Below are 19,796 nucleotides of genomic sequence, written 5' to 3' on the forward strand. Positions count from 1 at the left end.
CCGCACCTCCGGATCGCAAAATCGCCAGACGGCGGCTACCCCCAACAAGATGCTTGTTGAACTCAGAATTTAGCGGGGGTATCTTCGTACCCCGATTCCGCTGTTCTCCGCCCGCTCGCACACCTATCGCTGCCGGTTCGTAACGGATACGCTTCGGGCAGAAACTGGATGGGCCCTGCCGGATTTGAACCAGCGCTCAATCGGTTATGAGCCGATCGCTTTAACCAGACTAAGCTAAGGGCCCTCAGAATGGTGTTGATGAGTCCGCATCTTTAGCCTGTCGGGTTGGAGTGGTGGGGTTTCGGAGATGCAAGCGAGACAGGACAGAAAGACCATGCATCGGTTCAGCGGCCGAAAGCCGACGCTACAGCGACGGACTCGCAGCGCTCGTCGAGTTAGGAGTGAAAGAACGACGCCACCGCCAGGGCTCGAACCTGGGACAACCTGGGTAACAACCAGGTGCTCTACCAACTGAGCTACGGCGGCGCGAACGCATCCAATCATTGCCAGAGTTGGTAATTAGGGCTTTCGTTTCCAGTCGGCATCGACACGCTTTCACGCACTTGTGCGCAAGCGGCGGTATGAGCGATGAGTTCGACGCCGTCGTCGAGGAGATGCGAGCACGGGCCTCGCCAACCGACGACGAGCGAGCGCAGTTACAGCGGGTCGCCGGCGCGGTGATGGCCGACGCCGAGGCGGCCGTCGCCGACCTGCCGGTCGCTGCGGAGGTAGTGCAAGTCGGATCGACGGCCCGTGGAACGTGGACCGCCGGCGACCGAGACGTGGACGTGTTCGTCTGCTTTCCGCCGTCTATCGACCGTGAAGAGCTGGAGGAGTACGGGCTGACGGTCGGACACGAAGTCCTCCCCGATGGGCGTGAGGAGTACGCCGAACACCCCTACGTCGTCGGCAAGCGCGAGGGGTACGCCGTGGATCTGGTGCCCTGCTACGCGGTCGAGGACGCCACCGAGATCCAGTCCGCGGTCGACCGGACGCCGTTTCACACCAGATATCTGCAGGATCGACTGGACGACGACAGCGCGGGCGAGGTTCGGGTGGCAAAACAGTTCCTGAAAGGCACCGGCGTCTACGGGAGCGACCTCCGAACACGCGGGTTCTCGGGCTATCTGACGGAGCTGCTGGTACTCGAGTACGGCGGCTTCCGGGCGTTCGCCGAGGCAGTCGCGGACTGGCACCCGCCGGTTCGGCTGGACCCCGAGGACCACGGGAGCGAGACGTTCGACGACCCGCTGGTCGTCATCGACCCGACAGACCCGGAGCGCAACGTCGCGGCGGTGCTGTCCGAAACGAACGTCGCCAGGCTCCAGCACTACGCACGGGACCTCCTCGCCGAGCCGCGAGCGTCGCTGTTCACCGAGGACGACCCTGAGCCGCTCGTAGCGGCAGATGTCGAAGACGCTGTGTCACGGCGGGAAACAACGCCGGTGGCGCTTCGCTTCGTCGCTCCGGACGTGGTCGACGACCAGCTCTGGCCGCAACTCCGGAAATCCCTCGATGGGCTCCGCAGCGAACTCGACCGACGAGGGTTCGAGGTCCTGCGGTCGGCCGCATTCGTCGAGGACGGCAGCGGAGACGACGGGGGCCGAGCCGTCGACAGTGCAAGAGCTACCGCCGGCGGCGACAGCGGATCACCAGCACAGCGGGACGCCGTCCTGCTGCTCGAATTTGCCGTCGCCGAGCGGCCGGCCGTCGAGCGCCACGAAGGGCCGCCGGTCCACGTCCGCGAGCACGCGATCGGGTTCTTCGAGAAGTACGACGACGACCCCGAGGTGGCCGGCCCCTTCATCGACGGCGACCGCTACGTCGTCGAGCGGCCACGCGCGATCACCACAGCTACCGGGTTCCTGTCGAGTGATGCTGTCTTCGACGTGGGGCTGGGGCCGCGGATCGAGTCGGCACTGGAGGGCGGCTACGAGGTACTGGTCGACACAGAGATTGCAGCGCTTGCCGACGGTTTCGGCGTCGATCTGGCGGACTACTTCGAGCCGAAGCCCTGATCGGCGAGGTCATCGAGAACGTCGCGGGCATCGTCGCTGACGTCGTCGTCCGGCTCCATCGGCTGGTAGCCATCGAAGACTTCGTGAACGGTCGTAACCGAGTCTGAGAGGGTATCAAGTCCGTACCCGCCTTCGAGAATGATCCCCAGCGCGGCGTCACAGGCGTCTGTGAGCGAGCGCATGCGATCCGTCATTGCGCCGTACCCTTCCGTCGAGACGCGCATCCGTGAGATCGGGTCGTGCTCGTGCGCGTCGAAGCCAGCGCTGATGAGCAACAGATCGGGGTCGTAGTCCTCGATGGCCGGCGCGATGCACTCGTCGATCGCGGCGAGGTAGTCGGCGGTGTCAGCGCCGGGCTTGTACTTCACGTTGAGGTTCGTGCCGTCGGCGTCGCCCGTGCCGGTCTCCGCGACGTCGCCGGTACCGGGGTAGAGGCCGTCTTCGTGTATCGAGGCGTAGAACACGTCGGAACGGTCGTAGAAGATGTCCTGTGTACCGTTCCCGTGGTGGACGTCCCAGTCGAAGATAGCGACGCGCTCGGCGTCGGCTTCGAGAGCCGCCTGTGCTGCGACGGCCGCGTTGTTGATGAAACAGAAGCCCATGGCGTCGTCGCCCACAGCGTGATGGCCGGGCGGTCGGCCCAGAGAGAACGGTGTGTTGCGGCCGGAGTTGCCGTCAAGCGCGGCTTCCGCCGCCCAGACAGCGAGGCCTGCCGACGCGAGCGCGGCGTCCCACGTCTCCTCGACCGCGACGGTGTCGGCGTCCCAGTTCCCGCCGCCGTCGTCACAGAACTCGCGGAATTCCTCGATGTAGTCGGCGTCGTGGACCTCGCGCACGAGGTCGATGTCGGCGTCGTCGGCGGTGACGTACTCGACACCGTGGTTCTCCTTGAGCGCGCGCCGTATCGCTCGAAGTCTGTCGGGACTCTCCGGATGTCGCGGCCCGGTGTCGTGATCCAGACAGACCTCGCGGTAGCCGAAGTTCATTCAGTAGTACTGGGCGAGTTCGAAGTACGTTTCGACGTCAGCTGCCTTGATAGTCCGGCGGTCAGCGTGACGCGCCAACGTGGCGGCCGCGGCGGCCGTGTCGTCGGCGTACGTTTCGAGGAGCGACGCGAGGGCGACGCGGGCGTCCATTGCGACGCGGTAGTCGTCGTCGATGTCGAGCCGTGCGATGCGGTCGACCGGCGCGACGGGGAGTTCGAGGCCGTCCTTCTCCGGGACCTGCTCGATACCGAAATCGGCCGGCATCAGCGTCTTTCGGCCGTCCGTGGTGGCCTCGGTGGCTGCTGTGACGGCAAGCGAAGCGCCGTGGTCCTGTATTCGACGAGCCAGTTCCTCCGCAGCGTCGGCACTCACCCGGAGCCCGTCCGCGTTCCGCCGAATGACCGCATCCACCGGTGCGAACGGTAGCTCGACACTCATACCCAAACCCGGGAGTGTTGCGGTCTTAAGAGTTTCCGTAGCGTCGCTCGGCGACTCAGAACACGTCCTCAGCGTGGAGTCGGTCGTCGCGGAGTTCGCCACGGACCGTTATCTCCTGCCCTAACTGCACGCGCTCGCCGGTTTCGACGCTCATCGTCTGCTCGCCGTCGTCGAGCACGACAGGGTCGCCGGTCTGGACGACGGTACCGGTGAACTCCACCTGCTTGCCGGCGCTCTTTGCGCCACCGTCCGGCGACGTGTCGCCGGTACCAGCACTGACTGCGGCCGCCCCGTCGCCGCTGTTGTCGGTATCAGCGTCGTCTGCACCGTCTCCGAAGGAGGACAGGCCAGCGTGTTCGGCGTCGGTCGTCTCGGCGCTGGCTCCCCCGCCTGCGCCACCAGTCGCCAGGTCCGCGCCGTCGTCGAGCACGACAATCGTGGAGTTCCAGCTCGCCGAGGCCTCCTTGTCGTCCTGCCAGCCGTCCTGGATTTCGACATCCGCCGCGAGCACTTCGTCGCCCGGCGCGATATCCTTGTCCGCCTTGTCGCCCCACAGTGCCACGCGGATGTCGCCCGTCGCGTCCTGGATGCGGACGTTCCGGACCTGCCCCTCGCTGCCGTCGTCGCGGTCGAACGTCCGCTTGGGGTCGGCCGAGCGGACGACGCCGGCGATGTCGACCGTCTCTTCGAGTTCGACCTCGGCGATGGGGTCGGCGTCGGGCTCGAAGGCCACGTCGTCTTCCACTTCGTCGACGGCCCCCTGGTCGCCGACGTGGAGTTCCAGCGAGCCGTCCCGCTCACGGACGTAGCCGTCGATTATTTCGACGGCCGCGCCCGCGTCGAGTTCCTCGGCGCGGTCGGCTCGGTCGTCCCACAGCGTCACCCGGATGCGCCCCGTCTCGTCGCCGAGTGTGAGATTCGAGACGCGGCCCTCGCTGCCGTCGTCCCGGTCGAACGTCCGGATCGTATCGGTGTCGAGGACGAGCCCGCGCAGCGTCACGTCGGACTGACCCATCGTCAGCGCGTCGATTGACGAGCCAGCGCCCGGCTCCACGTCGATTGTCGCGTCCTCGTCCGGCTCCGCCTTGTCGACGGACACCTCCAGCCCGTTGTAGCCGTCCTTCGGCCGACCCTTGACCCGGAGCACGTCGCCGACCTCCAGTTTCCCCTCGTCGATATCGACGGCCTGGCCGTCCCAGAAAGCGAGCCTGAGGCTGCCGCTCTCGTCGGCCGCCTCGACGTTGATGACCCGGCCGTCCTCGTCCTCCTCGTCGCGTTCGAAGGTCTTCAGGTCGCCGACGGCCATCACTTTGGCGAGGAACTTCACCTCGTCCATCCCGGGTTCGATATCGGCGATGGCGTTGACCTCGTTCTCGTTGAGCTCGTGGGCCAACAGCATCGCGGCCGTCTCCTCGTCGGCGAGCCCGCCCATCTGCTCGACCTTCTCCTCGACGGCCTCGCGGAACTCCTCCTCGGGGACGTCCGTCTCTAAGTCCTCGTAAATGTCCTCTATCGCACCCATCTATCTATGGGACGCTGGGCTGGGGCGCGCTTAAGCGTTGTCGTTGGGCGAGCGAACGGCCGCTGTCGGTCGATTTCGGTGGTCTCCCGTCCATTACTCGAAGGTGGTCACGGGATGGGATATAAACCCTCGTCCGCGGGTCCGACAGCGGGCACTGTTATGCCACCGTGTTGAGAGGGTCGTGGGCAGCCGTTAGCGTGTCGCTGTTGTCACAGGGCTCTGGCCGTCGCCGGTGTCGTGCGACACAGACACCGTACCGGGGAGCCCGTTCTCAAACGTCGCCGTCGCCCGGTAGTTGATTTCCATAATGGCCTGCGTACACACATCGCCAGCGTCCGGTTTATCTTTCGTCCCAACACTGATGTGCAGTTCATCGACACTCGAATCGTACGTAACGTCTGTTAGGTCGGCCGTTTTGCACCCGTCAGATCCCCAGATAGTGCCTTCGACGACGACTTGATCGCCGTCGAAAGCCACCGTTGCCGAACTCGTCTGTGACCCGGACTGTCGCTGGGTGACGCTGAATGTTGTCTCGTTCACACTCGGGGTTTCACTCGCGCCCTCTGTGGATGTTTCCCCGCTACCGGGCGCCCCACCAAAGCAGCCAGCGAGCGCTATTGAACAACCGAGACCACCGTATCGTAGGAGTTGTCGCCGCTTCATATTCGCCCGAATGTAGTCCAGTTGAAAGATACTCCCGGTCGCTCAAACCAGCGTTGTAGCGAAGTGTGCCTACTCGTCGCGTGACGGCACGCGAACCGTCACCCTTTTTAGGTGCACCACCCTCTCTGGAAATGAGTCCGGATAGGGTAGTGGACTATCCTCTTGGCTTGCGGAGCCAGGGACCGGAGTTCAAATCTCCGTCCGGACGTTCACTCCGTTCACGACTGGACGTGCTCCACGCTCGCGATGCTCGTGTGGAACTCCGTCCGAACGGTTCTACCGACGCAAACCGCCGAGCGACGGTAATACGGTCTCGCTGTCGAAACTTTGCACAGACGCCGATGTGGTTTTCCGACCGCGAATCCAACGCACCGTGTGCGCGACCATCTCCGTGCCGGCATCGCAGTGTACAACGAAGGTCGCTACCACGCCGCTCACGACGCGTGGGAGGCGTACTGGCTAGACCTCGACGAAGGTGACGACGAGCGGTTTCTGCACGGTCTCATCCAGTTCACCGCGGTCGTCCACCACGCTAGCGAGGAGAACTGGTCGGGCGCGCGGGGACTGGCCGAGAGCGCGACGGAGTACCTCGACGGCCTACCCGACCCGTACCGCGAGGTGGCGCTAGACAGGGTCCGGTCGTTCCTCGCGGCGACGGCGGCGGACCCGCACCACGCAGCGGCAGACCCGCCATCGATGATCCACGATGGCGAAGCGATTGGCTACGATGCGCTTGCTTTCGACGCGACTGCCATCGCTGCCGAGGTACTGGCGGAGGCTGGCCGGTACGACGAGGCAGTCATCGACGACGCTGTTGACCGCGCGCGAGATGAACTCGACGGCGACGGCGGCTCGCAGTTCGTCGGAATGTTGTTCTCGTTCGTGCGCGAGCGCGACCAGCGCCCCGTCGTCTACCAGCGGCTCCGGGACCACGTCGAACTGGAACAGCAGAAAGACGACGACGTGCGGGGGCTGTTCGAGTAGCTCGAGCCGCTTGACTGGCTGGTTACCCATTTAATCAACACAACGGATTTTCCGGAAATCCGCACCGACTATGCCCGTGGCAGCCCAACCGACAGACGACCGAATGAGCGACTCGATTGAACGTCCGAGTCCCGCAGACGCGGAGAGAGAGGCCGCCCCGGAGAGTGCTGTTCTCGACCGAATCAGGGGCTGTGTCGAGGACGTGAGTCTGGCGTTCGACCGGTGGGACGACGCTCACGTACGGGGGCCGGGGCTGTACGTCGTCATCGAGCGCGACCCGACGACGGCGTTTTCCGACCCGATGGGGTCGAACCGGTGGCCGGTCGAGGACTGCCCGAGCGTGTTCGACCAGTCCGGGGCGCTGTTCGAGGCGGCCCAGTCGGTTGCGGTTGCGTGTGACGGCGCAGTTGTCGTCCGCAGTGACGGCACAGTCAGACCATCGATGGTTCGGCTCACGCAGTTGACTGAAGCGGAGGCGGAAACTGTCGACCAGCTTCCGTATGCTGACTGGATGGGGACACGACACATGAGTGCGCTGGAGACCTCCACTCGGGACGCCGTGTTTGCAGTGGTGACGCTGAGCGAGGAGAACGGGCGGGTCACTGTCTTTCGAGACGGGACCTACGAGGACCGGCAGCACGACGTCCTCGGCGAGAAGTGGTAGCGGTCCGTGGTGTGCCCGCCACGGCTCCGGTTCGGCGACCCGGGCTTCGATACGGGCGTTTTTGCTGGGTTCGTGTCCCAACCCACGCACTTATGTCAACACTCCGAATAGATGGAGACATGAAGTCCCGCCTTATCCGTGCGTGGAGTCGTGCCAAGAACGCTGCCGCTTTCGCTGCCGTCGGTGCTGGAATCGGTGGGCTGTTCAGTAAAAGTGCTGCGAGTAGTGGTGCCGCGCTCGGCGCACTCGTCGGCGCCACGATCGGCGAGAAGCGAGCGAGCGTCGGCCCCATCTCGGAGAAGATAACAGACGAAGCGAGTGGGATCGTTTCTTCGGACGAATAGAACCGGACTGGTGTCCGACAGAGCGACTGGACGATTCGAACCAGCCTGTTGCTCGGAGACGCTACCGTATCGGCGCAGGCGGCAAAAGCTCACTGACGCCGGTAACGGCGCTACGGTTCCGGTTCGGCGACGCGTTCTTCGCCGTCGAAGTGCGCGGAGTTGTCCTGTGGGTCGTAGCCAAGTACCTCTTTCGCGCGCTCGATGGAGTAGTACTTGCGGTCGTTGTCGGAGATCCCGTAGACGATTTCGTACTCGTAGTCGGCCTGGAGCGCGCAGTCGTGGATGTGAGCACAGTCCCGGTAGGAGAGCCACATCGCCTGCCCGCGCTCGTAGTCTATCGGCGGGTGGCCCCGCGTGAGGTTGCCGATACGGATGTTGCAGACGGAGAGCCCGTACTGGTCGTGGTAGTAGCGGCCCAGCACCTCGCCGGTGGCTTTCGAGACGCCGTAGAGGTTGCCGGGGCGGGGAAGTTCCGTCCCGTCGAGGCGGTACTGGTCGTCCGGGCGATACATCTCGGGCGTGCGCTCGTCCGTTTCGAAGGAGCCGACGGCGTGGTTCGAGGACGCGAAGACGAACTTCTCGACGCCCTCGTCAACGGCGGCCTCGTACATCTTCTGGGTGCCGTCGATGTTGTTTTCGAGGACGGAGTCCCAGGGGGCTTCGGGCCGGGGGTCGCCGGCCAGGTGGATGACGGCGCTGACGCCGTCCATCGCCGCGGCCACGTCGCCCTCGCTGGACACGTCCCCGACGAGGTACTCGTGGTCGGGCTCCTCGGCGGGTGGGCTGTGGAACATGAGTTTCCACTCGTAGGCGTCCTCGAGGCCTTCGAGGATGGCCGCCCCGACAGCGCCGCCAGCGCCGGTGAGCAGAACCGGGTCGTCCATTCGTATGAGACGATACGTCGCACGCAATAGGTAGCTTGCGGTTCGCTTTTGTGTCGCCCAGCCGGACCGAGCGTATGGAACCCACAGCTCCGCAGGAGGCGTGTTTCGAAGCGGGCGTCAAGTTCGGGTCGCTGTATCACCAGTTCGCGGGGACACCGATCAGCCCGGCCAGCGCCGACTCGCTCGCGGCAGCGATGGAGGAAGCCATCGAGAACCAGCCGTTCTGTGAGGCGGTCACCGTCAGCGTCCGAACAGAGGCGCTGGAAGACGCTATCGCCGAGGGGGGTGCGGACTACACGGAGCTCACCGGGCGGCTCATCGACGTCGAGATGCGCATCGAATATGAGGGGGCCATAGTGGAGACGAGCATGGCGATGGAGGACGGCTACCCGCTGATGCAGGTCGACGCGGTGCGGGAGTGAATGGCTGGACGGGAGCCTGAATCCCTGTCACAGCCCCGAAAATTTTACCAGAGCGGGCTGTGAGGCTTCCGGTATGGCCCTCCACGCAGTCGACGATATCGACGACGCAATCGACGCGACGAAGTCGTTTCTATTCCCGTTCGAGAAGGGGACGTGGCTCCGAATGGCGTTCGTCGTGTTCTTCATCGGTGGCGGTGGTGTCGGACTGAACAACGTCCAGTCGTTCAGCAACTTCGGCGATTTCGGCGGGAACGGCGGACCCGGCGGTCCCAGCGGCCCGGGAAGCGAGTTTCAGCTGGCCGCGCCGCTTGAAACTGTGATGTCCGTGCCCGGGAACCTCGCCTTGCAAGTCTCCGAGCCCGGCGTCCCGTCCGGCGCACCGGACGAACTACTCGCCGGGGCTGGGCTCCTTGTGCTCGCCGTCATCGGCCTGTTCATCCTGCTGGCATTCGCGTACGGCATCCTGAGTAACTTCATGGAGTTCGTGTTGACCCAGGCGCTCATCGACCGCGAGATACACGTCCGCCGGTACTTCAGCGAGCACGTCGGGAACGGAATACGGCTGTTCCTGTTTCGGCTTGTCCTCGGGGTTATCTGGCTCGGGATCGCGCTCGTGATCGGTGCAGCAGTGTTCTTCCTCGCGCTCGGTGGCGAAGCCGCAAACGTCGGTATGTCGAGCGCCCTCGCGCTATCGGGACTGTTCATCGCCGTATTCGCGGTACTCGCGATAAGCTACGGTATCGTCTTCGGCTTTACCACGGTGTTTGTCGTCCCGCTGATGACGGCGGACGATGACGGCGTCCTCTCCGGTTGGTCGCGGCTCTGGGGGTCGATGAAACGCCACCCCAAGCAGTACCTCGCCTACCTGTTTTTCTCCATCGTCCTCCAGATCGGTGTCGGTATCGTCAGCGCGATTCTCGGCATCATCGCATTTATCGTCGTTCTGATCCCGTTCGGGCTCGTTGCGTTTGCGCTGTATCTCGCGCTCCAGAATTCCGTCGGCGTGGTCCTGGCCGGGGTTGTCGGGCTGCTGGGGCTGCTGGTCCTGCTCGTTATCGGTGCACTCATACAGGTCCCGCTAACGACGTTCCTGCGGTACTACGCGATGCTCGTGCTGGGTGACATCGACGCAGACATGGACCCGATTCCCGAGGTGCGCTCGGCCATCCGGGCTGAGTAGCCACAACCGCTTTTCGGTTTCAGGAATTACCGACCGGTCACGTCCTGCGGTTTCACTTTCACTTTCAGGCGGGCTTTTAATCCCTCACCGCACCAACGTCTCCGTATGAGTCAGTCAAGTCTGGACGACGACGAACTGTTCGGCGAGGCGGCCAATGAAATGCGCACGGACGTCGAGGAGTCGCTCGCGAAGGCTCGCGACGCGCTCCCCGAGGCCGATTCGGTCTGGGACGTGGAGGCCGACAACACGCTCGGCGTTCTGAACTCCCTCAAAACGGCACTCGACGTGGGCGACGCCGAGGACCACCTCCGCGACGCGAAGAAGTGGTACACGATGGGCGAACGCGCCGACGCCTTCGAGGACGCCGATGACCTCGCCGAGGAAATCGAAACCATCGCCGACCTCATCGACGACGTCGACGACGCTCGCGAGCAGATCGGTGACCTCACCGCGACGATCCCACAGCTCCGAAGCACGCTCGAAGAGTTCGAGGGTGAAGACGGGGCGGACGCGGAGGCGGACGGCGACGCCGACGCGGAAGCCGAAGCCTGAGCGCAAGCTAACCACGTTCCGGCGAATGCACACCGCGTTCTCCGCCGGTCACCAGCGCATCGCTTGCGTCGTCCAGCGACTTTTGTCCCGCAAGTCCCGGTTTCGGTGTAGTTGACTACAGAAACAGGTCCGACCGGTGCCTGGCAACCGGTGTGACATTCTATCCAAAGCCGTATTTACGGCCGGTCGAGCGCTTAAGTGTTCGTGGAGCAACAGTTCCGGCCACGCGATATGGACGACAGACTCACACGCCGAACGTTCGTCTGTGGCGTCTCGACTGTTGTAGCGACCGGTCTCGCGGGCTGTAGCGAGGAACAGTCGGGCGGCGGCGCGGGGACACCTACCCGGACAGACGGAACCGATAGCATGGCGACAGAGCCATCGAACGGCGGGGATACCGACACCACAGAAGCGGAGACCGGGGCGTATCGGAACGGCGTTGGACAGGACGCCAGCGTCTCCTTTTCAGTCCCGGATACTGGCGCGACCCTCACGAGCCCCTCGGTACAGTGGCAGGCCATCGCCGACGGCGTCTCCATCGAAGAAGCCGGGGAAGTGACCAGCGGGGCCGGGCACTACCACATCATCGTTGACGCCGACCCTGTAACGCCGGGCGAGACAATTCCGACGGACGACGCCCACATCCACTACGGGACCGGGCAGCGAGACGGCGTGCTGGAACTGGACCCCGGCGAGCACACGCTCCACCTCCAACTGGGGGACGGCGCACACACGGCGATGGCACTGACCGACAGCGTCAGCCTGACCGTCAGCGACGAGGCCAGCCTCAGTGTCGAGACGAGCGTCGACGGGAGCGTGGTTGACTGGGAAGCCACCGCCGAGAACTACACCATCGGCCCCACCAGCGACGGTATCACGTCGAATACGGGCCATCTGCACGCGATCGTCAACACCGATCCGGTGCCGACCGGCGAGGTCATCCCAAACGATGCGCGACACGTCCACTACGGCGACGGCTCGACGAGCGGGAGCCTCGACCTCGCCGAGCAACTGGGCGATGCATACGAGGCCGGCGAGCAGACCGTTCACTTCCAGGTCGCATCCGCGACACACCGTGCGACGACGCTCACCGCGTCGGAGACAGTAACGACGGAATAGCCCGCAGTTTCAGACGTTCCTCGGCCTCAGACGATAGAGTCCGGGCGCGTCGAGAAGTAGTTGAACACCGCGCCGAGTCCGATGCCGTAGACGACGTGGGCGACGAGCGTCAACACTGCGTACAGCACCAGCGTAAGTCCGGACTGGTCGGTGTAGAAGGCGAGCACGAATCCGGTCCACATCGCGCCGCCGAAGAACGCGCCGCTGACGGGATCGGACTGGCCCGGGAGGTACGCTTTCAGCGAAGCGAACAGTAGCGGCCACGGGAACATCCCGCCGCCGAGGAAGATGAAGAAGCCGAACAGTACCTCCGGAACGTAGCCGGTCAGGCCCACGAGCTCGGTGAGGATTGCGAAGTCGTCGAGACTGAACGCGCCCAGTGACTGGGCGATGAGGAAGACGACGGACATCATCGCTGTCCCGACCAGCCCGCCGGCAGCACCGACGACACCGTCGGCGAGAATCCCGGCGAGGCTATCGAACTCCTCGACCTCTGTGAGGCCGTCGTCGTTGATAGGCGGGTCCTCGACGCCGGGTGACGTGTCTTCCATGGTGTGTTGTAACATGGCAGTAGATAAAAAAGTTCCCGCACACGTTAGGCCAGCGAAGGACATATGTCAGAAATCTGTCCGCAATACCTATTACAAGGTGGGAAGAATCATGAAGAAATGGCGGTATCCTTGATAACATACGCCACGGTTGTGTTCCCCTTGCACGGTGGCGACGTCAGGGCACCCAGTGCGGTGTTCGACCAGATCTTCGAGGTGTTCCTGCTGCTGGGAACGGCCGTCGGGGTGGTCGTCGTGGCGTACACGATGTACCACGCGCTCAAGTACCGCGACGACGGGGGCGGAACGGACCCGTACGCCGACAAGGTCGAACGGCCCGAAATGGGGGAGATGCCGACCGGCGGCGCGGGTGGCCGGAAGGTGTTCTACTCGTTCAGCATCAGCGCCATCATCGTCGTCTCGCTCATCGCCTGGACGTACTCGCAACTGCTGTACATCGAGCAGGGGCCCGATCTGGCTCAAGAGGAGGCGCTGGAAATTGACGTGGAGGGATACCGGTTCGGCTGGGACTTCGTGTACCCGAACGGGCACACGACCAACACGCTCTACGTGCCACAGGACCGGGTGGTCAGGTTACAGGTGACCGCGACGGACGTGTTCCACAACTTCGGGATACCGGAGTTGCGAGTCAAGACCGACGCCGTCCCAGGCCAGTACACGTCGGCCTGGTTCACAGCCAACGAGACGGGGACCTACGCCGCCAAGTGCTACGAGCTGTGTGGCAGCGGCCACTCGCTGATGACGACAGATGTGGTTGTGATGCCACAGGACGAGTACGAGGAGTGGTACGCGGAGACAAACGAGACAGATGCAGGCGGCAACGAGACGGCGACCGCTGCCGAAACGGACCAACGAATTACGGCTGAGGCGACCGCCTTCGGAGGTGCGCCCGCATGAGCCAGGAGCACGAACACGGCCTGCCGCCCAAATCATCAGTCAGCCGGTGGTTCCTCACGACCAACCACAAGGACATCGGCGTGCTGTATCTCATCACTGCGCTGTTCTTCCTGGTCTTCGGCGGCGTCCTCGCCCTGCTGTTTCGCCTGGAACTGATCTCGTCAGGCGCTGACCTGCTGGGGTCGATGGGGTACAACCAGGCGGTGTCGACCCACGGACTGCTGATGGTGTTCTGGTTCATCTCTCCGTTTGCCTTCGGCTTCGCGAACTACATCGTCCCGCTGCAGATCGGCGCTGACGACCTCGCCTTCCCGCGGTTGAACGCCCTGTCGTACTGGCTGTACCTGTTCTCGGGCATCCTGATGGGCGTCTCCTTCTTCCAGGGGACTACCTTCGCGGGCGGGTGGACGATGTACGCCCCGCTGAACACGCCGGCGTACATCCCCGGCGAGGGCCTGGGCGCGACATCGGTCGTGCTGGCGCTCATCATGTTCACCGCCGCGGTGACGCTGGGGTCGGTGAACTTCCTGACGACGATGTACCGCATGCGTGCCGAAGGCCTTCGGATGCGAGATATCCCCATCTTCTCGCTGTCGATCAACCTCACCGTCTGGATGATGCTGTTCGCCTTCGCGGCGCTGCTGGCGGCGCTGATGATACTCGCCTCCGACCACATCCTCGGGACGACCTACTTCCAGTACTCCATCGACGGGACGACAATGGCGACCGACGCGGACAACCCGGGTGCGTCGCTGCTCTGGGCGCACCTGTTCTGGTTCTTCGGCCATCCGGAGGTGTACATCGTCTTCTTCCCCGCGCTGGGCGTGATGGCCGAGTGCTTCCAGACCTTTACCGGCCGCCGGCTGGTCGGCCGCAAGTGGTTCATCATCTCGATGGTGCTGGTGACGCTCCAGAGCTTCGTCGTCTGGATGCACCACATGTTCCTGACCGGCATCAACCTCCCAATCAAGACCATCTTCATGGCGACGACCATCGGCATCTCGCTGCCCTTCGACCTGATGGTGTTCTCGCTCATCTACACGATGGCAAAGGGCCGGGTCCGGTTCACCACGCCGTTCCTCTTCTCGCTCGGCGCGCTCATCCTGTTCATCATCGGCGGCATCACCGGCGTCTTCCTCGGCGCAATCGTGCTTGACTACCAGTTCCGCGGGACCTACTGGGTCGTCGCCCACTTCCACTACGTGATGGTCGCGGGCGCGACAGCCCTCTTTGGCGGCCTCTACTACTGGTATCCCAAGATAACGGGGAAGATGTACAACGAGACGCTGGGGAAGATCCACTTCGGTGTCTACTTCCTCGGGTTCAATCTGCTGTACTTCCCGATGTTCATCGCCTGGGAGACGCCGCGACGCGTGTTCGTCTACCCCGACGGCCTGCAGATCTGGCACTCGATGGCCACCGCCGGCGGGTTCATCCTCGGCGCGAGCTTCCTCATCATGTTCTATAACCTCTTCATGAGCCTCTGGCGCGGCGAAGACGTCGGGCCGAACCCCTGGGAGTACGCCACCTCCGCCGAATGGGCCGTCTCCTCGCCGCCGCCGCTGGAGAACTTCCCCGGCGTCCCGAGCTACGCCACCGGCAAGCTGGAGTTCCTCGACGACGAGACGGTCACGGAGCGGACCGAGCGCGCGCCCGGAGCCGCGGCCCACGGCCACGCGGCGACCGACGGCGGGACCGCGACGGACGGCGGCGCGGTGACAGCGAGGGCCGCGGCGACGGCCACCGCGATGGAGCCGGCCCACGAGACCGCTGGCGAGGAACACGCCAGCCACGCCAGTTTCTGGCCGTTCCTCGTCAGCCTCGGCGGGTTCATCGCCTTCCTCGGGCTGTCGGGCGTGCGGACGGGGAGCGTGTTCTACCTGTCGCTGGCGGCCGTCGGCGGGGTTGCGACGTTCGGGTCGCTCGTCGGGATGACCCGCGAGCCGTTCCACGCGCCGGAGATGGCCATCGCCGAGCGGTGGCCCTTCGAGCGCGTCGAGAAGATGAAACTCGGGATGTGGACGTTCCTCGCCAGCGACATCGTCCTGTTCGGTGCCTTCATCGGCTCCTACGCCTTCGTCCGGGTCGCCTACGGCTGGACGGCCTGGCACCACGACCTCATCCCGGCCGAACATGTGACGATGCCCGGTCTCATCAACACGTACCTGTTGCTCACGTCAAGTTTCCTCGTCGTGCTGGCGATGGTCGCCGCCGAGCGCGAGAGCAAGCGCGGGACCGTCGCCGCGCTGGTCGGGACGTTCGCGCTCGGGGTCGGCTTCCTCATCAACAAGGGACTGGAGTGGCAGCACCTGTTCCACATCAGCACGGAGGCGTTCCCGAACGGGTGGGGCCTCTCGACGAACATCGCGTCGTCGACGTTCTACCTGACGACGGGGCTCCACGGCGCCCACGTCACCATCGGGCTCATCATCTGTGCGTACATGACCATCAGGGCCTGGAACGGGGCCTACCAGGGCGACGACAGGGCCATCGAGTACTTCGGCCTGTACTGGCACTTCGTCGACATCGTCTGGCTGTTCCTGTTCCCGCTCTTCTACATCCTCTAGAACAATGGACTGGAAAGGCTACACCGTGATATACGTCGTGTTGTTCGCCTTCGCGACCGCACAGGCGGTCGTCGAGTTCACCGGCCTCGTCGAGAGCGCCTACTGGGTCGCCTTCGCGCTCATCATGGTGCTGTCGGTTATCAAGGCCGTCGGCGTCGCCGCGTACTACCAGCATCTGCGCTGGGAACCGCGGGCCGTCACGTACCTCGTCCTCGGCGGAACCGTGGCCGCGCTCGCGCTGACCGGCGCAGCGGCATACTCGATACTGTGACCGGCCAAACAACCTGAAAATCAGGCCACCAGCTGGAAGCCAATGGCGATGAGAAAGAGCACACCGGCGACAGTCGCGGATTCGGCGACGGCCAGCGAGCGGGGGTGTCCCCGTCGCGTCGCCGACAGGTAGACGCCAAACAGCAGGTAGCCACAGAGGCCCGCCCCGCCGACGACAGCGACCGCCAGCCCCGCTGTTGCCTGCGTCTCGACGGGGCCGGAGATGGATGCGACGACGCCGACCAGAAGGCCGACGACCAGCACCGCGAACGCGGCGACCCAGACCATCGGCTGGTCAGCCATTTCCGTGAAGCGACTCTCGCGGTCGACCGCCGGGGACCGGCTGCTCGTCGACGCCCCCGGACTGTACTGATACCAGCCGCGCCCGCGGACCATCCATGCGACCACCGCCATCACCAACACGCCCATTAGTGCCGTGCTAGCGAGGTACGCGGTTGCCATGTGAGACCATTACAAGACAATGCGTAATAATCGTTTGTGCCCGGCCAGCCGGAAGACGGCGTTTTCGCCGTTTCAGTCGTCGGTAACTGCCGACGCTCGACGGCTCGAGAATAGCGTTCTCGCCGGTTCAGTCATCAGCCAATGCCGACCACTGACGGCTCGGACAAGGAGTCCTCGCCGCTTCAGTCGTCGGCATCCGTCCGCGCCCGTCGCTGAATCGCACGCTCGACGAACTCTTCGGGGAGTTCGTCGATTTCGCCGGCCTGGACCGCCCAGAGGTTGGCGTAGAGGCCGTCCGCGGCGAGCAGGTCGTCGTGGGTCCCGCGCTCGACGATGCGGCCGTCCTCGACGACGAGAATCGTGTCGGCGTCTTTCACCGTCGAGAGTCGGTGGGCGATGGCGAACGTGGTCCGGTCGGCGGTCAGGTCGTCGAGCGACCGCTGGATGAGCATCTCCGTCTCCGTGTCGACGTCGCTGGTCGCCTCGTCGAGGATGAGGACCTCCGGGTCCTTCAGAATGGCCCGCGCGATGGCGATGCGCTGGCGCTGGCCACCTGAGAGCTTGACGCCGCGTTCGCCGACCATCGTGTCGTAGCCGTCCGGGAGGTTGCGGACGAACTGGTCGGCCTCGGCGGCCTTCGCGGCGGCGACGATCTCCTCGTCGGTGGCGTCGAACGTCCCGTAGGCGATGTTTTCGCGGACGGTGCCGTAGAACAGGAACGTCTCCTGACTGACGTAGCCGATGGCCCGCCGGATGCTCTGAATCTGCACGTCCTGAACGTTCTGGCCGTCGATGCGGACCGTACCGGAGTCAACGTCATACATCCGGAGCAGGAGCTTCAAAACGGTGGATTTCCCCGCACCGGTCGGGCCGACGAGAGCGACCGTCTCGCCGCCCGCAGCCTCGAAGGAGATGTCCGAGAGTACCGACTCGTCGTCGCTGTCGTAGCTGAAGGACACGTCCTCGTACTCGACTCGGCCCTCGGTCACGTCGAGCGGCGGCGCGTCCTCGGCCTCTTCGAGGCGGCCGGGCGTGTCCATCAGCCCGAACACGCGCTCGGCGGAGGCGTAGGCCCGCTGGTACATGTTGATGATCTGGCCGAATTGGGCCATCGGCCAGACGAACCGCTGGGTGTAGATGATGAAGGCGACGAACTGCCCGCGGGAGAGGCTCGCCGTCAGCGGCCCGGGGGCCTGTCCGGTGACCATCAGCCCGCCGACGATGAACGTGACGACGAAGCCGATGCCCGAGACTAGCCGGAGGCCGGGGAAGAAGGTGATTCGCGTCTCGATGGCGTCCCAGTTGGCATCGAGATAGCTCTCAGAGGTGTCCTCGACCCGGTCGGCCTCGTAGGGCTCGGTGTTGGCGGTCTTGATTATCTGGATGCCGCTGAGGTTGTTTTCGAGCCTGGAGTTGAGTTTGCCGACCGTCGAGCGGACTTCGGCGTATTTGGGCTGGATGACGTCGATGAATCGCTTCGTGAACACGGCGATAATCGGCACGGGCAACAGCGCGACCAGCGCCAGCTGCCAGTTCATGTAGAACAGGTACGTGGCGATGCCGACGACCATGATTATCATCCGCGAGGCGGAGTTGAGCCCGTCGTTGAGGAACTTCTCCAGCCGGTTCACGTCGTTCGACAGCACCGACATCATCTCGCCGGTCTGCTTGTCGGCGAAGAAGTCCATGTTCAGCCGCTGCATCGTCTCGTAGGTGTCCGTCCGGACGGCGTGCTGGACGTGCTGGGCGAACTTGTTCCAGCCCCAGTTCCGGCTCCAGTGGAAAACAGCCCCGATACCGAACGAGGCGGCGATGATGCCGGCGGTGAGCCAGAGCTGTGGGCCTTGCCCGCTGGGAATCCAAGTGTCCGGGACTAGGAAGAGACCGTATTCGGCCTCCTGCAGAAAGATGGCGTCGATAGCCAGCGCCAGGAGGAGCGGCGGCAGCAGGTCCAGCATCCGAGCCACGATAGAACTGAAGAGGCCCACGACGAACGCCCCCCACTGGCCCCGACCGTAGTCAGTAAAGAGGCGGAGCATCGGCTGATCGACGCGTTCTCTGGCATCCTCGAACACGTCGTCGTCCGAACCCGCGTCGAAATCCATTGTCGAAACCAGGGACCGAACCCGCAAAAGGCCGTCGGGCTACGTGGCTTCGGGCGGCAGTTCGACCCGGTCGCCGACCTCGACGCCGGTGTGGTTCGTCCACCCGCGGTTCACTTCGAGGACGTACTTGCCCCGCCCCTCGTAGCCCGTCAGGCCGCTCTCGCTGGTCCCCTCCGGCGGGAGCGACGCGTGATGGATGGTGGTGATGGTGCCGTTAGCGTCGATGAAGATGATGTCGAGCGGGAACGACATGTTCCGCATGACGTAGGTGTGCTGGCCCGCCTCGTCGTGGACGAACAGCATCCCCTCGTTGGGTCCGAGCGACGCCGTCTCGCTCAGTCCGACGCGCCGCTGAGTAAATGTCTGCGCGATTCGCACCTCGACTGTCCCCAGCGGTTCCCCGGCCTCTTGTTCACGGACCGCGACTGTCGTCCCTGGGGTCGAAGCCCCCGTCGCGGGCTGTGTTGCGGTCGTTGTCGCCGCGTCCGACCCCTCCCGGACCGTTACCGTGCCTTCCTCGTACTCACCGGTTCCGAGCACTTCGACCCAGAGGCCGGTCTGGAGGACCACGGCGGCGGCGACGAGGAGGCCGACGAGTCCGAGGACGACCACGGCAGGGCGCTGCATACTCCGTGTGAGGGGCAGGCCGTGGGTAATACTGTCGGTGCCCACTGTCGACCGAGAGAGAAAGCGTTATTCCTGCCGATGGAAAACGGTGGCATACGGGTCCGTGGTCTAGTTGGTTATGACGTGGCCTTTACAAGGCCGAGGCCGGTGGTTCGAATCCGCCCGGACCCACTGAACTTCTCGCGGCGCTCACTGACGAGCGCCGCGTGTGTGATGCGACCCGGGCGGTTCGAATCAGGGAACGAAGCAGCGCGGAGTGACCGTGGTTCGAATCCGCCCGGACCCATCCTGCGACGAACGGACGTGAGGAGTGGATAGTCCCTGTGGATTCGATTCCTGCCAGTCGCGCGCAACGCAGTGAGCACGTCTGGCTTCGGTTCGAATCCGCCCGGACCCACTGAACTTCTCGCGGCGCTCACTGACGAGCGCCGCGTGTGTGATGCGGCCGGGCGGATTCGAATCAGGGAACGAAGCAGCGCGGAGTGACCGTGGTTCGAATCCGCCGGGAGAGCAGTGCTCTCAC

The 19,796-nt window shown here is 64.4% G+C and carries 20 protein-coding genes and 4 tRNA genes; 13 read left to right on the top strand and 11 right to left on the bottom strand.

Going from position 1 to position 19,796, the window contains the following annotated elements:
* Positions 1-169: 169 nt before the first annotated feature.
* Both VI340_RS13085 and VI340_RS13090 read right to left on the bottom strand, forming a co-directional pair.
* Positions 170-244 (bottom strand) — tRNA-Ile (locus VI340_RS13085).
* A gap of 169 nt (positions 245-413) precedes the next feature.
* Positions 414-486 (bottom strand) — tRNA-Asn (locus tag VI340_RS13090).
* A 95-nt stretch (positions 487-581) separates the two neighbouring features.
* On the opposite strand from VI340_RS13090, the gene cca reads away from it, so the two are divergent.
* Positions 582-2,018: a CCA tRNA nucleotidyltransferase gene (gene cca, locus VI340_RS13095; protein WP_336358504.1), complete on the top strand. Its 1,437-nt coding sequence runs from the start codon at positions 582-584 to the stop codon at positions 2,016-2,018.
* On the opposite strand, the gene VI340_RS13100 is transcribed toward cca, so the two are convergent.
* The 4 genes from VI340_RS13100 to VI340_RS13115 form a co-directional block, all read right to left on the bottom strand.
* On the bottom strand, positions 1,997-3,004 hold the full coding sequence (locus VI340_RS13100) for a histone deacetylase family protein (protein ID WP_336329349.1): 1,008 nt from the start codon (positions 3,002-3,004) through the stop codon (positions 1,997-1,999). The two genes, cca and VI340_RS13100, sit on opposite strands and share 22 nt — an antisense overlap.
* Positions 3,005-3,442, bottom strand: a complete 438-nt coding sequence (locus VI340_RS13105) for a histone (protein ID WP_004515366.1) — start codon at positions 3,440-3,442, stop codon at positions 3,005-3,007.
* Between the two features lie 55 nt (positions 3,443-3,497).
* Positions 3,498-4,964 carry a single-stranded DNA binding protein gene (locus VI340_RS13110; protein ID WP_336329350.1) on the bottom strand — a complete coding sequence of 489 codons (1,467 nt, stop codon included), beginning with the start codon at positions 4,962-4,964 and terminating at the stop codon, positions 3,498-3,500.
* A 192-nt stretch (positions 4,965-5,156) separates the two neighbouring features.
* Entirely contained in the window at positions 5,157-5,504 is a 348-nt protein-coding gene (locus VI340_RS13115; RefSeq protein WP_008307671.1) for a hypothetical protein, read from the bottom strand.
* 258 nt (positions 5,505-5,762) lie between these two features.
* Between VI340_RS13115 and VI340_RS13120 the strand changes: the two genes are divergently transcribed.
* From VI340_RS13120 to VI340_RS13135, 4 genes are all read left to right on the top strand, one after another.
* Positions 5,763-5,835 (top strand) — tRNA-Arg (locus tag VI340_RS13120).
* Positions 5,836-6,002: 167 nt separating this feature from the next.
* On the top strand, positions 6,003-6,611 hold the full coding sequence (locus VI340_RS13125; protein WP_336358505.1) for a DUF309 domain-containing protein: 609 nt from the start codon (positions 6,003-6,005) through the stop codon (positions 6,609-6,611).
* A 103-nt stretch (positions 6,612-6,714) separates the two neighbouring features.
* Positions 6,715-7,275 (top strand): diadenylate cyclase, encoded by a 561-nt coding sequence (locus tag VI340_RS13130; protein WP_008307669.1) that lies wholly within the window; start codon positions 6,715-6,717, stop codon positions 7,273-7,275.
* Between the two features lie 119 nt (positions 7,276-7,394).
* Positions 7,395-7,619, top strand: coding sequence for a hypothetical protein (locus VI340_RS13135; RefSeq protein WP_008307668.1), 225 nt, complete (start codon positions 7,395-7,397; stop codon positions 7,617-7,619).
* Positions 7,620-7,729: 110 nt separating this feature from the next.
* Here the strand turns inward: VI340_RS13135 and azf are convergent, their stop codons facing one another.
* Positions 7,730-8,503 carry an NAD-dependent glucose-6-phosphate dehydrogenase Azf gene (gene azf / locus VI340_RS13140; RefSeq protein WP_008307667.1) on the bottom strand — a complete coding sequence of 258 codons (774 nt, stop codon included), beginning with the start codon at positions 8,501-8,503 and terminating at the stop codon, positions 7,730-7,732.
* A 74-nt stretch (positions 8,504-8,577) separates the two neighbouring features.
* Here azf and VI340_RS13145 point away from each other — a divergent pair, with 74 nt between their 5' ends.
* From VI340_RS13145 to VI340_RS13160, 4 genes are all read left to right on the top strand, one after another.
* Positions 8,578-8,925: a dihydroneopterin aldolase family protein gene (locus VI340_RS13145; protein ID WP_336329352.1), complete on the top strand. Its 348-nt coding sequence runs from the start codon at positions 8,578-8,580 to the stop codon at positions 8,923-8,925.
* Positions 8,926-8,998: 73 nt separating this feature from the next.
* Entirely contained in the window at positions 8,999-10,105 is a 1,107-nt protein-coding gene (locus VI340_RS13150; protein ID WP_336329353.1) for a DUF7544 domain-containing protein, read from the top strand.
* Positions 10,106-10,210: 105 nt separating this feature from the next.
* Positions 10,211-10,657, top strand: coding sequence for a DUF5790 family protein (locus VI340_RS13155; RefSeq protein ID WP_008307664.1), 447 nt, complete (start codon positions 10,211-10,213; stop codon positions 10,655-10,657).
* Positions 10,658-10,888: 231 nt separating this feature from the next.
* Positions 10,889-11,776 (top strand): DUF4399 domain-containing protein, encoded by an 888-nt coding sequence (locus tag VI340_RS13160; RefSeq protein WP_336358506.1) that lies wholly within the window; start codon positions 10,889-10,891, stop codon positions 11,774-11,776.
* 26 nt (positions 11,777-11,802) lie between these two features.
* Here the strand turns inward: VI340_RS13160 and VI340_RS13165 are convergent, their stop codons facing one another.
* Complete coding sequence (locus VI340_RS13165; RefSeq protein WP_008307662.1) at positions 11,803-12,327, bottom strand: DUF6789 family protein; 525 nt, start codon at positions 12,325-12,327, stop codon at positions 11,803-11,805.
* Between the two features lie 117 nt (positions 12,328-12,444).
* On the opposite strand from VI340_RS13165, the gene coxB reads away from it, so the two are divergent.
* Genes coxB through VI340_RS13180 form a run of 3 tightly spaced genes read left to right on the top strand, consistent with a single transcriptional unit; the run spans position 12,445 to position 16,080 of the window.
* Positions 12,445-13,242: a cytochrome c oxidase subunit II gene (gene coxB / locus VI340_RS13170; RefSeq protein ID WP_336358507.1), complete on the top strand. Its 798-nt coding sequence runs from the start codon at positions 12,445-12,447 to the stop codon at positions 13,240-13,242.
* The gene (locus tag VI340_RS13175) at positions 13,239-15,809 is read left to right on the top strand and encodes a cbb3-type cytochrome c oxidase subunit I (RefSeq protein ID WP_336358508.1); all 2,571 of its coding nucleotides are present in this window, start codon (positions 13,239-13,241) and stop codon (positions 15,807-15,809) included. The genes coxB and VI340_RS13175 overlap by 4 nt, the downstream gene beginning before the upstream one ends.
* A 4-nt stretch (positions 15,810-15,813) precedes the next feature.
* Complete coding sequence (locus VI340_RS13180; RefSeq protein WP_336358509.1) at positions 15,814-16,080, top strand: cytochrome C oxidase subunit IV family protein; 267 nt, start codon at positions 15,814-15,816, stop codon at positions 16,078-16,080.
* 20 nt (positions 16,081-16,100) lie between these two features.
* Here VI340_RS13180 and VI340_RS13185 read toward each other — a convergent pair whose 3' ends face one another.
* The 3 genes from VI340_RS13185 to VI340_RS13195 form a co-directional block, all read right to left on the bottom strand.
* On the bottom strand, positions 16,101-16,541 hold the full coding sequence (locus tag VI340_RS13185) for a hypothetical protein (RefSeq protein ID WP_336358510.1): 441 nt from the start codon (positions 16,539-16,541) through the stop codon (positions 16,101-16,103).
* Between the two features lie 182 nt (positions 16,542-16,723).
* Positions 16,724-18,646 carry an ABC transporter ATP-binding protein gene (locus tag VI340_RS13190; RefSeq protein WP_336358511.1) on the bottom strand — a complete coding sequence of 641 codons (1,923 nt, stop codon included), beginning with the start codon at positions 18,644-18,646 and terminating at the stop codon, positions 16,724-16,726.
* A gap of 39 nt (positions 18,647-18,685) precedes the next feature.
* The gene (locus VI340_RS13195) at positions 18,686-19,273 is read right to left on the bottom strand and encodes a DUF192 domain-containing protein (protein ID WP_336358512.1); all 588 of its coding nucleotides are present in this window, start codon (positions 19,271-19,273) and stop codon (positions 18,686-18,688) included.
* Between the two features lie 97 nt (positions 19,274-19,370).
* Here VI340_RS13195 and VI340_RS13200 point away from each other — a divergent pair.
* Positions 19,371-19,444, top strand: a tRNA-Val gene (locus VI340_RS13200).
* Positions 19,445-19,796: the final 352 nt, after the last annotated feature.

Source organism: Haloarcula sp. CGMCC 1.6347 (assembly GCF_037078395.1).
GTDB classification, from domain to species: Archaea; Halobacteriota; Halobacteria; order Halobacteriales; family Haloarculaceae; genus Haloarcula; species Haloarcula amylolytica.

Coding starts and splice junctions, on each gene's coding strand:
- VI340_RS13190 (WP_336358511.1), bottom strand. CDS start 18,646: ATGGATTTCGACGCGGGTTCGGACGACGACGTGTTCGAGGATGCCAGA.
- VI340_RS13160 (WP_336358506.1), top strand. CDS start 10,889: ATGGACGACAGACTCACACGCCGAACGTTCGTCTGTGGCGTCTCGACT.
- VI340_RS13105 (WP_004515366.1), bottom strand. CDS start 3,442: ATGAGTGTCGAGCTACCGTTCGCACCGGTGGATGCGGTCATTCGGCGG.
- VI340_RS13100 (WP_336329349.1), bottom strand. CDS start 3,004: ATGAACTTCGGCTACCGCGAGGTCTGTCTGGATCACGACACCGGGCCG.
- coxB (WP_336358507.1), top strand. CDS start 12,445: ATGGCGGTATCCTTGATAACATACGCCACGGTTGTGTTCCCCTTGCAC.
- VI340_RS13130 (WP_008307669.1), top strand. CDS start 6,715: ATGAGCGACTCGATTGAACGTCCGAGTCCCGCAGACGCGGAGAGAGAG.
- VI340_RS13185 (WP_336358510.1), bottom strand. CDS start 16,541: ATGGCAACCGCGTACCTCGCTAGCACGGCACTAATGGGCGTGTTGGTG.
- VI340_RS13180 (WP_336358509.1), top strand. CDS start 15,814: ATGGACTGGAAAGGCTACACCGTGATATACGTCGTGTTGTTCGCCTTC.
- VI340_RS13195 (WP_336358512.1), bottom strand. CDS start 19,273: ATGCAGCGCCCTGCCGTGGTCGTCCTCGGACTCGTCGGCCTCCTCGTC.
- VI340_RS13135 (WP_008307668.1), top strand. CDS start 7,395: ATGAAGTCCCGCCTTATCCGTGCGTGGAGTCGTGCCAAGAACGCTGCC.
- VI340_RS13110 (WP_336329350.1), bottom strand. CDS start 4,964: ATGGGTGCGATAGAGGACATTTACGAGGACTTAGAGACGGACGTCCCC.
- VI340_RS13145 (WP_336329352.1), top strand. CDS start 8,578: ATGGAACCCACAGCTCCGCAGGAGGCGTGTTTCGAAGCGGGCGTCAAG.
- VI340_RS13150 (WP_336329353.1), top strand. CDS start 8,999: ATGGCCCTCCACGCAGTCGACGATATCGACGACGCAATCGACGCGACG.
- VI340_RS13155 (WP_008307664.1), top strand. CDS start 10,211: ATGAGTCAGTCAAGTCTGGACGACGACGAACTGTTCGGCGAGGCGGCC.
- cca (WP_336358504.1), top strand. CDS start 582: ATGAGCGATGAGTTCGACGCCGTCGTCGAGGAGATGCGAGCACGGGCC.
- VI340_RS13175 (WP_336358508.1), top strand. CDS start 13,239: ATGAGCCAGGAGCACGAACACGGCCTGCCGCCCAAATCATCAGTCAGC.
- azf (WP_008307667.1), bottom strand. CDS start 8,503: ATGGACGACCCGGTTCTGCTCACCGGCGCTGGCGGCGCTGTCGGGGCG.
- VI340_RS13165 (WP_008307662.1), bottom strand. CDS start 12,327: ATGGAAGACACGTCACCCGGCGTCGAGGACCCGCCTATCAACGACGAC.